The organism is Serratia sp. TSA_105.2, assembly GCF_052692115.1.
The window spans coordinates 803,747-815,570 of sequence record NZ_JBQZFT010000002.1; the positions used below are offsets into that span (position 1 = coordinate 803,747).

The 11,824-nt window shown below is 57.3% G+C and carries 12 protein-coding genes; 10 read left to right on the forward strand and 2 right to left on the reverse strand.

Features of this window, described 5'->3' with window-relative positions:
• Positions 1-413 precede the first annotated feature (413 nt).
• The 6 genes from cyoA (at position 414) to ACUTSC_RS10300 (ending at position 6,772) form a co-directional block, all read left to right on the forward strand.
• Positions 414-1,364, forward strand: coding sequence for a cytochrome o ubiquinol oxidase subunit II (cyoA, locus tag ACUTSC_RS10275; RefSeq protein WP_004940365.1), 951 nt, complete (start codon positions 414-416; stop codon positions 1,362-1,364).
• A gap of 3 nt (positions 1,365-1,367) precedes the next feature.
• Positions 1,368-3,359, forward strand: coding sequence for a cytochrome o ubiquinol oxidase subunit I (gene cyoB / locus ACUTSC_RS10280; RefSeq protein ID WP_063990972.1), 1,992 nt, complete (start codon positions 1,368-1,370; stop codon positions 3,357-3,359).
• Positions 3,349-3,963, forward strand: a complete 615-nt coding sequence (locus tag ACUTSC_RS10285) for a cytochrome o ubiquinol oxidase subunit III (protein WP_004940367.1) — start codon at positions 3,349-3,351, stop codon at positions 3,961-3,963. The genes cyoB and ACUTSC_RS10285 overlap by 11 nt, the downstream gene beginning before the upstream one ends.
• Positions 3,963-4,301, forward strand: a complete 339-nt coding sequence (locus ACUTSC_RS10290; RefSeq protein ID WP_063990971.1) for a cytochrome o ubiquinol oxidase subunit IV — start codon at positions 3,963-3,965, stop codon at positions 4,299-4,301. The genes ACUTSC_RS10285 and ACUTSC_RS10290 overlap by 1 nt, the downstream gene beginning before the upstream one ends.
• A 17-nt stretch (positions 4,302-4,318) precedes the next feature.
• Complete coding sequence (gene cyoE, locus ACUTSC_RS10295) at positions 4,319-5,209, forward strand: heme o synthase (RefSeq protein ID WP_025301761.1); 891 nt, start codon at positions 4,319-4,321, stop codon at positions 5,207-5,209.
• Between the two features lie 198 nt (positions 5,210-5,407).
• On the forward strand, positions 5,408-6,772 hold the full coding sequence (locus ACUTSC_RS10300) for an MFS transporter (RefSeq protein WP_060423360.1): 1,365 nt from the start codon (positions 5,408-5,410) through the stop codon (positions 6,770-6,772).
• A 34-nt stretch (positions 6,773-6,806) separates the two neighbouring features.
• Here ACUTSC_RS10300 and ACUTSC_RS10305 read toward each other — a convergent pair whose 3' ends face one another.
• Positions 6,807-7,298, reverse strand: a complete 492-nt coding sequence (locus ACUTSC_RS10305) for a YajQ family cyclic di-GMP-binding protein (protein ID WP_033637310.1) — start codon at positions 7,296-7,298, stop codon at positions 6,807-6,809.
• A 182-nt stretch (positions 7,299-7,480) separates the two neighbouring features.
• On the opposite strand from ACUTSC_RS10305, the gene panE reads away from it, so the two are divergent.
• Together panE and yajL are read left to right on the forward strand one after the other, a co-directional pair.
• Positions 7,481-8,392, forward strand: coding sequence for a 2-dehydropantoate 2-reductase (gene panE / locus ACUTSC_RS10310; RefSeq protein WP_197766832.1), 912 nt, complete (start codon positions 7,481-7,483; stop codon positions 8,390-8,392).
• On the forward strand, positions 8,355-8,945 hold the full coding sequence (gene yajL, locus ACUTSC_RS10315; protein WP_063918839.1) for a protein deglycase YajL: 591 nt from the start codon (positions 8,355-8,357) through the stop codon (positions 8,943-8,945). Before panE ends, yajL begins: the two co-directional genes overlap by 38 nt.
• Positions 8,946-9,011: 66 nt before the next feature.
• Here the strand turns inward: yajL and thiI are convergent, their stop codons facing one another.
• Positions 9,012-10,460 (reverse strand): tRNA uracil 4-sulfurtransferase ThiI, encoded by a 1,449-nt coding sequence (gene thiI / locus ACUTSC_RS10320; RefSeq protein WP_197766833.1) that lies wholly within the window; start codon positions 10,458-10,460, stop codon positions 9,012-9,014.
• 160 nt (positions 10,461-10,620) lie between these two features.
• Between thiI and xseB the strand changes: the two genes are divergently transcribed.
• A complete protein-coding gene (xseB, locus tag ACUTSC_RS10325; protein WP_033642062.1) occupies positions 10,621-10,884 on the forward strand; it encodes an exodeoxyribonuclease VII small subunit in 264 nt (87 codons plus the stop codon).
• Positions 10,885-10,889: 5 nt separating this feature from the next.
• A complete protein-coding gene (ispA, locus tag ACUTSC_RS10330) occupies positions 10,890-11,810 on the forward strand; it encodes a (2E,6E)-farnesyl diphosphate synthase (protein WP_197766834.1) in 921 nt (306 codons plus the stop codon).
• Positions 11,811-11,824 lie beyond the last annotated feature (14 nt).

The following is an 11,824-nucleotide window of genomic DNA, read 5'->3' on the forward strand; positions in this document are numbered from 1 at the left end:
CGAAAAAAAAGCGATCCGGGGGTATATTTATTTCGCTAAAAAAGATAATCGGCGCGGAAATTATTTTTTTATCCGACTGCCGCGCTCGGAAATAAAATTAAATTCACCTTTAAGACACAATTATTTTACATTAAATAAACCTTTTCTGCGTATTTCCCCGCCGCGCATTTCTTCGCCAAATTCATCATACCTTTAGTTTTCCTTAACATACGGACTGCTCGTCACGATTCAGCGTGCCAACGCGTTGTTGTCATTGGTAAATTGTCACGCAGGGTTACATCTGTGACCCCCTTAACAGAAAGTGTCAACAAGCCGCTGACACTCCCTTAAGCATGTTTACAGTACTGCAACCTTCCCGTAAAATGCCCGCACACATGAAACGACAATTGAGCCTTTGTTATTGAGGTCGTTAGATGAGACTTAAGAAATACAATAAAAGTATTGGGATGCTGTCATTAATCGCAGGCACTGTATTGCTCAGTGGCTGCGATATGGTTTTGATGAATCCCAAAGGAGCAATTGGTGTTGAGCAACGGACACTGATTATCACTGCAATCGCGTTGATGTTGATCGTGGTGGTGCCAGTTATCTTCATGGCGTTCGCCTTTGCCTGGAAGTATCGCGCTTCCAACAAAGACGCCAAGTACAGTCCGAACTGGGCCCACTCCAACAAGATCGAAGCGGTCGTCTGGACCATTCCTATCATTATCATCGCCATCCTTGGCACCATTACCTGGAAGACCACCCACGAACTCGACCCGTTCAAGCCGATTGTCACCGACAAGAAGCCGATGACGATCGAAGTGGTGTCGCTCGACTGGAAATGGCTGTTCATCTACCCGGAACAAGGCATTGCGACCGTTAATGAGCTGGCTTTCCCGAAAGATGTTCCAGTCGAATTCAAGATCACCTCTAACTCGGTAATGAACTCGTTCTTTATCCCGCAGTTGGGTGGACAGATTTATGCGATGGCCGGCATGCAGACCAAACTGCACCTGATCGGCAACGAAGCCGGTGCCTACAAGGGCATCTCCAGCAGCTACAGCGGCGCAGGCTTCTCCGGTATGAAATTCACCGCGATCGTTACCCCGACCGAAGGCGACTTCGATCAGTGGGTGGCCAAGGTGAAGGCATCGTCTAAAAATCTGAACACCACCGACGACTTTAACAAACTGGCAGAGCCGAGTGAAAACAACCCGGTTGAGTACTTTGCCGCTGTCAAACCGAATTTGTTCAAAGAAACAATTGCCAAATTCATGGGCGACATGGATATGCACAAGGGCGCTGGCGCGCACGAAGGCATGGACATGAGCCAAGGTATGGACATGGGTGAACATGCTGCTCACGCCGGAGCCGAGGAATAACTGATGTTGGGAAAATTAACACTTGATGCGGTTCCGTACCACGAACCGATCATCATGGTCACCGTAGCCGCAATTATTGTCGGGGGCCTGGCAGTGCTGGCGCTGCTGACATATTTCGGCAAATGGAAGTGGCTGTGGAGCGAATGGCTGACTTCGGTCGACCATAAAAAAATTGGTATCATGTACATCATCGTGGCGATGGTCATGCTGCTGCGCGGCTTCGCCGACGCCATCATGATGCGTAGCCAGCAGGCGTTGGCGTCCGCCGGCGAAGCCGGGTTCCTGCCGCCGCACCACTACGATCAGATCTTCACCGCGCACGGCGTTATCATGATCTTCTTCATGGCGATGCCTTTCGTGGTCGGCCTGATGAACGTCGTGGTGCCGTTGCAAATCGGTGCACGCGACGTCGCCTTCCCGTTCCTGAACTCCCTGAGCTTCTGGTTCTTCGTGGTGGGCGTTGTGCTGATCAACATCTCCCTGGGGGTCGGTGAGTTCGCTCAGACCGGTTGGCTGGCGTATCCGCCGCTGTCGGGTAAAGAGTACAGTCCTGGCGTCGGGGTCGATTACTGGATCTGGAGCCTGCAAATTTCCGGTCTGGGTACCCTGCTGACCGGCGTGAACTTCTTCGCCACCATTCTGAAGATGCGTGCCCCTGGCATGCCTCTGATGAAGATGCCGGTGTTCACCTGGGCGGCTCTGTGTACCAACGTCCTGATCATCGTTTCTTTCCCAATTCTGACCGTCACCATCGCGCTGCTGACCCTGGATCGCTATCTGGGCACCCATTTCTTCACCAATGATATGGGCGGCAACATGATGATGTACATCAACCTGATTTGGGCCTGGGGTCACCCAGAGGTGTATATCCTGGTTCTGCCGGTGTTCGGCGTGTTCTCCGAAGTCACCGCGACCTTCTCCAGAAAACGCCTGTTCGGCTATACCTCACTGGTATGGGCAACCATCGCGATCACCGTTCTGTCGTTCATCGTCTGGCTGCACCACTTCTTCACCATGGGGTCCGGCGCGAACGTTAACGCCTTCTTCGGTATCGCCACCATGATCATTTCCATCCCGACCGGGGTGAAAATCTTCAACTGGCTGTTCACCATGTATCAGGGCCGTATCAAGCTCAACTCCGCGATGCTGTGGACCGTTGGCTTCATCATCACCTTCTCCGTGGGTGGTATGACCGGCGTTCTGCTGGCGGTGCCGGGTGCGAACTTCGTGCTGCACAACAGCCTGTTCCTGATCGCTCACTTCCACAACGTCATCATCGGCGGCGTGGTGTTCGGTTGCTTCGCGGGCCTGACCTACTGGTTCCCGAAATCCTTCGGCTTCACGCTGAACGAAAAATGGGGCATCCGCGCGTTCTGGTTCTGGATCATCGGCTTCTTCACCGCCTTCATGCCGCTGTACGCATTGGGCTTTATGGGCATGACCCGTCGTATCAGCCAGAACATCAACCCTGAGTTCCACCCTCTGCTGCTGGTTGCAGCCGGCGGTGCGGCGCTGATCGCCTGCGGCATCCTGTGCCAGCTGATTCAGATCTTCGTCAGTATCCGTGACCGCGAACAGAACCGCGATCTGACCGGTGACCCATGGGGTGCTCGTACTCTGGAGTGGTCAACGTCTTCTCCACCGCCGTTCTATAACTTTGCCGTAGTGCCACAGATTCATGACCGTGATGAATTCTGGGACATGAAAGAAAAAGGCGAAGCGTATAAGAAACCGGCTAAATACGAACCGATTCATATGCCTAAGAACACCGGCGCCGGCGTTATCATCGCCTTCTTCAGCCTGGTCTTCGGTTTCGCAATGATTTGGGAAATCTGGTGGATGGCTCTGGCCGGCTTCATCGGTATGATCGTTGTCTGGATCGGCAAGAGCTTCGATCACGATGTTGACTACTATGTGCAGGTTGATGAAATCGAGCGCATTGAGAACCAACACTACGAACAAATCCGTAAAGCAGGCGTGAACCATGTCAACTGAAACTCTGACCAATCATAACGCAGCCCATGCAGAGCATGGGCACCACGACGCGGGAGAGACCAAAGTCTTCGGATTCTGGATCTACCTGATGAGCGACTGTATTTTGTTTGCGAGCTTGTTCGCGACTTATGCAGTCCTGGTGAACGGGACCGCTGGCGGTCCCTCAGGCAAAGACATCTTCGACCTGAAGTTTGTCCTGGTCGAAACTTTCCTGCTGTTGTTCAGCTCCATCACCTACGGCATGGCGATGATCGCCATGAACAAGGGTAAAGTTGGCGGTGTAAACACCTGGCTGTTCCTGACCTTCCTGTTTGGTCTGGGCTTCGTGGCGATGGAAATCTATGAATTCCATCACCTGATCGCCGAAGGCTTCGGTCCGGATCGCAGCGCGTTCCTGTCCAGCTTCTTCGCGCTGGTCGGCACCCACGGTCTGCACGTGACTTCCGGCCTGATTTGGATCATCGTGCTGATGATTCAGGTGAGCAAGTTCGGCCTGACCGCGACCAACAAAACCCGCCTGATGTGCCTGAGCCTGTTCTGGCACTTCCTGGACGTGGTCTGGATCTGCGTATTTACCGTTGTCTACCTGCTGGGGGTTATGTAATGAGCCATTCATCCCATGAAACCTCTCACGGCGGCGCAAGCCACGGCAGCGTGAAGTCATACCTGGTCGGCTTTATCCTGTCGATTATCCTGACGGTAATTCCATTTGCGATGGTAATGAACGGCTCCGCCTCTCATTCCACCATCCTGGCGGTTGTTGTCGGTATGGCGGTTATCCAGGTGATTGTTCACCTGGTTTACTTCCTGCACATGAACACCTCATCGGAAGAGCGCTGGAACCTGGTGGCATTGCTGTTCACCGCTATGATCATCGGTATCGTTGTTGTAGGTTCACTCTGGATTATGTACAACCTCAACATCAATATGATGGTCGATTAAGAGCTGAGCTGCACGTGATGATTAAGCAATACCTGCAAGTCACTAAACCAGGAATTATTTTCGGCAATTTAATTTCTGTCGTTGGGGGATTCCTGCTCGCTTCCAAAGGGAGCATCGACTATCCCCTGTTTCTCGCCACCCTGGTGGGTGTCTCGTTGGTGGTCGCGTCGGGCTGTGTGTTTAACAACTACATCGACCGCGACATCGACAAGAAAATGGAGAGAACGAAGAATCGGGTGCTGGTAAAAGGCCTGATCGCGCCGAGTGTCACCCTGGTTTATGCGACCGCTTTGGGTATTGTGGGCTTTGCGTTGCTGTATATCGCGGCCAACCCGCTGGCCATGTGGCTGGCGGTGATGGGCTTCGTGGTTTATGTCGGCGTTTACAGCCTGTACATGAAACGCCATTCGGTCTACGGCACGCTGATCGGCAGCCTGTCCGGCGCCGCGCCGCCGGTTATCGGCTACTGCGCGGTGACCAACGAGTTCGACGCCGGCGCGTTGATCCTGCTGGCTATCTTTAGCCTGTGGCAGATGCCGCATTCTTATGCGATCGCTATCTTCCGCTTTAAAGATTACCAGGCGGCCAACATTCCGGTGCTGCCGGTGGTGAAAGGTATTTCCGTCGCCAAGAACCACATCACGGTCTACATCCTAGCATTTATGATCGCCACGCTGATGCTGACCCTGGTAGGTTATGCTGGCTACAAGTACCTGATCGTCGCTGCGGCGGTGAGCGTATGGTGGCTCGGCATGGCGCTGCGCGGTTACAAGACCGAAAACGACAGCGTCTGGGCGCGTAAACTGTTCGTGTTCTCCATCGTCGCCATCACCTCGCTGAGCGTGATGATGTCGATCGACTTCAGCGCCACGGCGGCGCCTGAAGCGCTGGTGACCTACGTTTGGTAAGCCAAATCATCTGTGAATGGGCCGCTTTTGCGGCCCATTTTATTTGTCACGCCGAAAAGCGGCCGAACTGTAATATCTGTTAAACAACATTCGATTTACCCCCCCTGCCCTGCACACTAAAATGACGCAGCTTTACAGAAATCATGCCATCAGGCGCTGTCGCAACGTCTGATGGCATGGTTTTTACCGAGGTTTGATGTGAACGATAATTCAATGACCCCGCAGGAGCGCCGCGCCACCTGGGGATTGGGCACCGTATTCTCCCTGCGCATGCTCGGCATGTTTATGGTACTGCCGGTGCTGACCACCTACGGCATGGCGCTCAACGGCGCCAGCGAAGCGCTGATCGGCATCGCCATCGGCATCTACGGCCTGGCGCAGGCGGTGTTTCAAATCCCGTTCGGCCTGGTGTCCGATCGCATCGGCCGCAAGCCGCTGATCGTCGGCGGCCTGCTGATCTTTGCCCTCGGCAGCGTGATCGCCGCCGCTACCGACTCAATCTGGGGCGTGATCCTCGGCCGCGCGCTGCAAGGCTCCGGCGCCATCGCCGCCGCGGTCATGGCGCTACTCTCCGATCTGACCCGCGAGCAGAACCGCACCAAAGCGATGGCGTTCATCGGCGTCAGCTTCGGCATCACCTTCGCCATCGCCATGGTTCTGGGCCCCATCATCACTCACGCCTTCGGCCTGCATGCGCTGTTCTGGATGATCGCCGTACTGGCGCTGGCCGGCATCGTCATCACCCTGGCGGTGGTGCCTTCCGCCGACACTCACCTGCTGAACCGCGAGTCCAGCATCGTGCGCGGCAGCTTCCGCAAGGTGCTGAGCAACTCGCGCCTGCTGAAGCTCAACTTCGGCATCATGTGCCTGCATATCCTGCTGATGTCGAGCTTCGTGGCGCTGCCGCTGGCGATGGAAAAAGCCGGGCTGGCGGCCAGCGAGCACTGGATCGTCTACCTGGTCACCATGCTGGTGTCATTCGCCGCCGTGGTGCCTTTCATCATCTATGCCGAAAAATATCGCCGCATGAAGCAGGTCTTTATGGGCTGCGTGGCGGTGCTGTTCTGCGCCGAAGTGCTGCTGTGGCTCTCCGGCGCGCACCTGTGGGGCATCATCGCCGGCGTGCAGCTGTTCTTCATGGCCTTCAACGTGATGGAAGCCATTCTGCCTTCGCTGATCAGCAAAGAGTCACCGGCCGGCTACAAGGGCACCGCGATGGGGGTCTACTCCACCAGCCAGTTTATCGGCGTGGCGATCGGCGGCAGCCTCGGCGGCTGGCTGTACGGTTTGCAGGGGGCGGGCTTGGTGTTTATCGCCGGCGCCGTGCTGGCCGCGCTCTGGTTCCTGGTCAGCAGCACCATGAAAGAGCCGCCGTATGTCAGCAGCCTGCGGATTACGCTGTCGGAACTGGCTGTGAAGGATTCGGCGCTGGAAAGCCGCCTGAAGGCGCAGCCCGGCGTGGCCGAGGCGATCGTGGTGCCGGAAGAGCGCAGCGCCTACGTCAAGGTGGATACCAAGCAGACCAATCGCGGTCAGCTGGAAGCGCTGGTCAATTCGCTGTAAAAAATCAGGGCCGGCAATGCCGGCCCCGTAGAGATTAATCGCGGAAGTTCTTGAACTGGAACGGCTGCCCCAGATCGCCGCCGCGCACCAGCGCCATCACGCTCTGCAAATCGTCGCGTGACTTGCCGGTCACCCGCACTTCTTCGCCCTGGATCTGCGCCTGCACCTTCAGCTTGCTGTCTTTGATCAGCTTGACGATTTTCTTCGCCACAGAGGTTTCAATCCCCTGCTTCAGCTTGGCTTCCACGCTGTAGGTTTTACCGCTGTGGGTAAACTCTTCCGGGATCTCCAGCGCGGCGCCGTCGATGCTGCGCTTGCTCAACTTTTCGCGCAGAATGTCGAGCAGCTGCTGCACCTGGAAATCAGACTCGCTGGCAACCTTGATGCTTTGGTCTTTCTCGTTTAGCTCAAAGCTGGCCGGCACGTTGCGAAAATCCCAGCGGGTGCCGAGATCGCGGGTGGCGTTCTCAACGGCGTTACGCACTTCCTGCATATCAATTTCGGAAACGATGTCGAAAGATGGCATACTTCTTCCTCCTGAATGAGTGCCTAATAGCTTAGGCGATTTTGATGCCGAGCATGATAACCGCTTTGCCGCCTCAGACAAAATCTGCTGAACGCACGCAGGGATAGCGCTTCAGGCTGCCATAAAGCCTATAGTTAATTCACGGTAATTGAGCGGTATTCCCGTGTTTCCAAGGAGATTGAATGAAAATAACCATTCTTGGTTGCGGCGCGCTCGGACAACTGTGGCTCTCCCGGCTGTATCAGCAGGGCCACGATGTACAGGGATGGCTAAGAGTGCCGCAGCCTTTTTGCGCCGTGAACGTGATAGAGCCGGAAGGCGTCTCGTTCAATCGCAACTTGCCCACCAACGATCCGCAGCATCTTGCGCAAAGCGAGCTGCTGCTGGTGACGCTGAAAGCCTGGCAGGTGTCCAGCGCGGTCAGCGCGCTGCTGCCGAAGCTGGCCCCCCAGTGCGCCATTTTGCTGCTGCACAACGGCATGGGCACCCAAGAGGAGCTGCCGCCGAACGGCCAGCCGATCCTGCAGGGCACCACCACCCACGCCGCGCGCCACGAAGGCAGCACCATTATCCACGTCGCCACCGGCATCACCCACATCGGCCCGACCTCGCCGGCCGCCCAGCACCTCAGCCACCTGGCGGAAGTGCTGCATCAGGCGCTGCCCGACGTTGCCTGGCACAACAACATCGCCTCGGCCAACTGGCGCAAGCTGGCGGTCAACTGCGTGATCAACCCGTTGACGGCGCTGTATGGCTGCCGCAACGGCGATCTGCAGCGCTACCCGGAACAGATCGAAACGCTGTGCCGTGAAGTCGCCGGCGTGATGGCAATGGAGGGCTACCACACCTCCTGCGAAGGTCTGATGCAATACGTGATGGACGTGATCCACAGCACCGCCGACAACGTTTCGTCGATGCTGCAGGACATCCGCAGCCAGCGGCACACCGAGATCGACTACATCACCGGCTATCTGCTGCGCCGCGCGCGCAGCCACGGCCTCGCGCTGCCGGAAAATGCGCGGCTGTTTGAACTGATTAAACGAAAGGAAAATGAATATGAGCGTATCGGCGCTGGTCTGCCTGGCACCTGGTAGCGAAGAAACCGAAGCCGTCACTGCCATCGATCTGCTGGTGCGGGCGGGCGTAAAAGTCACTACCGCCAGCGTTGCCGGCGACGGCGAGCTGACTATCGTCTGTTCGCGCGGCGTCAAGCTGCTGGCCGACGCGCCGCTGGTGGCGATCGTCGATGAGCCGTTCGACGCCATCGTGCTGCCCGGCGGCCTGAAAGGCGCGGAATGCTTCCGCGACAGCCCGCTGCTGGTGGAAAAGGTGCGGCAGATGCATCTGCAGGGCAACATCGTCGCCGCCATCTGCGCGGCACCGGCGCTGGTGCTGCAGCACCACGATCTGTTCCCGGTCGGCAACATGACCGGTTTCCCGGGCCTGAAAGACCAGATCCCGGCGGATAAATGGATGGAGCGCCGCGTGGTGTACGACGCCCGCGTCAACCTGCTCACCAGCCAGGGGCCGGGCACCGCGATGGAGTTCGCGCTGAAGCTGATAGACTTGCTGCTCGGCAAGGCCAAAGCGGCGGAGATCGCCGCGCAGCTGGTGCTGATCCCGGGGATGTACGATTTTCGCGACTGAGCGGCTTGCCGATAAAAAAAGGGCTGAAAACCGGTTCAGCCCTTCACGTTTATGCCGCTCCGTGCGTTACGGGCGATAAACCTTCACGTTGCTGAAGCCTTGCTCCAGCAGGTACAGCGCCTGCAGGCGGCTCATCACGCCGCGCTCGCAGTACAGCAGATAGGTTTTGCTCTGATCCAGATCGCCAAACTGGGTGCTCAGCTTGTAGAACGGCAGCGCTTTCACTTCAACCTGTTCCAGCTGCAGCGGCTTCTCTTCCTGCTCGTCGTTGGAGCGGATATCCAGGATCACCTCGTCGGCGCCGAAGGCCGCGACGGTTTCCACCTCGGTTACCTGCTCCTGCGCCTGCTCGGCGATAGAGCGGATATCGACGTTCCTCGCTTCGCTCACCACCCGGTCGAGAATGCTGAAATCGAAGTGGCTCTCTTCCTCTTCGATCTTGGCCTTGATCGCTTTCACCGTTGGGCTCTTCGAAATCACGCCGCAGTATTCCGGCATGGTTTTGGCGAAGTCTTCGGTGCCGATTTCGCGCGCCAGTTTGATGATGTGCTCTTTATCGTGCGAGATCAGCGGACGCAGGATCAGGGTATCGGACGCATTGTCGATCAAACGCAGATTGGTCAGCGTCTGGCTGGAGACCTGCCCCAGCGCCTCGCCGGTCACCAGCGCCTGCACGCCGTAGCGTTCGGCCACTTGCGAAGCGGCGCGCACCATCATGCGCTTGAGCACCACGCCCATCTGGCCGTCGTCGACCTTCTCCAGGATCTCGCCCACCACCGGTTCGAAGTCGATAGCGACGAAGCGCACCTTGTGCGAGCTGGCAAAACGGTTCCACAGGTAGTGCGCCACCTGCTTCACGCCAATCTCGTGCGCAGCACCGCCCAGATTAAAGAAGCAGAAGTGCACGCGGCAGCCGCGGCGCATCAGCATGTAGCTGGACACGCCCGAGTCGAAACCGCCGGAAATCAGCGACAACACATCTTCCTGAGTGCCGACCGGATAACCGCCGATGCCTTCGAGGCGGCGTTTGACCAGCATCAGCTTGTCGTCTTCAATCTCCAGGTTTACCGTGACCTGCGGGCGGGTCAGGTTAACGCGCGCACTCTCGATATGCTGGTTCAGGCCGCCGCCGACGTAGCGCTCCACGTCCTGCGAGTTGAACGCCTGCTTGCCGCGGCGCTTGACGCGCACGCAGAAGGTTTTGCCTTCCAGCTGGGCGCGGTAGGCTTCCAGCGTCTGCTCGAAGATGTGGTGGATGTCGGTATAAGCGCGATCTTCCACTTCCAGAATATGGTGGATGCCGGGAATGCGCGTCAGGGCGTCGGCGATGGCCGGCCGCTGGTTTTCATCTTTGGCGCGAACTTCGATATGATCCCAGTGACGGACGACCGCCAGCGTTTCATCATACTGCTTCAGGACGTTGCGAATATTGGTCGAGAGAATCTTGATAAAGCGCAAGCGCACAGATTGGCTCTTGATGGTGATTTCCGGGAACAATTTAATGATAAACTTCATGGCGGTCTTTGTTGTCAGATAAGAATTACGGCGCGGAGTATATCACCATATCGCCGTGCTCTGCGCACAAAACCACACATGAGCGCCATGATTTGCTAATCAAGATCCGCTAGGATAGGCTCTGGCGCCACGGTTCACATGATGACGTAAAAAGAAAATTATGCCGAAAAAACCAGCACAATCAGCCAGTACAGAGCAAACAGCCAGCTTTGAAAGCGCCCTCGGCGAGCTGGAAAGCATCGTGACGCGTCTGGAATCAGGCGAACTGCCGCTGGAAGACGCGCTGAACGAATTCGAACGCGGCGTGCAGCTGGCGCGTCAGGGCCAGCAGAAACTGCAACAGGCGGAACAGCGTGTGCAGATACTCCTTAACGACAGCGCCGACGATGCCGCGCTGGCGCCTTTCACACCGGATACCGAGTAACCGACATGTCTGAGATCGCCCCATCGGCCGCTTTTGCCGATCAAATGCAGATTTTCCGCCAGCGCGCCGATCGCGCGCTGCTGGACTTCATCGCCCCGCTGCCGTTCAACGACGGCAACATGGTGGCGGCGATGCGTCATGGCGCCTTGCTGGGCGGCAAGCGCCTGCGCCCGTTCCTGGTCTATACCACCGGCCAGATGTTCGGCGTGTCGCTGAGCAACCTGGACGCGCCGGCGGCGGCGGTAGAATGCATTCATGCCTACTCGCTGATCCACGACGATCTGCCGGCGATGGACGACGACGATCTGCGTCGCGGCCAGCCGACCTGCCACATTAAATTCGGCGAAGCCAACGCGATCCTGGCCGGCGATGCGCTGCAAACGCTGGCGTTTTCGATCCTGGCCGATGCCGAAATGCCTGACGTGGCGTTGCGCGATCGGCTGGCGATGGTCTCCGAACTGGCGACCGCCAGCGGCGTAGCCGGCATGTGCGGCGGTCAATCGCTGGATCTGGAAGCTGAGGGCAAGCACGTCAATCTACAGGCGCTGGAGCAGATCCACCGCCACAAAACCGGTGCGCTGATCCGCGCGGCGGTGCGCCTGGGTGCGCTGAGCGCCGGCGAAGCCGGGCGTGCGGCGCTGCCGCAGCTGGATCGTTACGCCGCCGCGGTTGGCCTGGCGTTCCAGGTGCAGGATGACATTTTGGACGTTGTCGGCGAGACTGAAAAAATCGGCAAGCGCCAGGGCGCGGACCAACAACACGGAAAGAGTACCTACCCGGCGTTGCTCGGGCTTGACAGCGCGAAAGCAAAAGCGTGGGATCTCTATCAGGAAGCATTAGCTGCATTAGACACTTTGGCAGCGCAATCTTATAACACAGCGCCATTGCGAGCGTTAGCCAGCTTCATTATTGAACGCGACAATTAACGTGTGACGTTAAC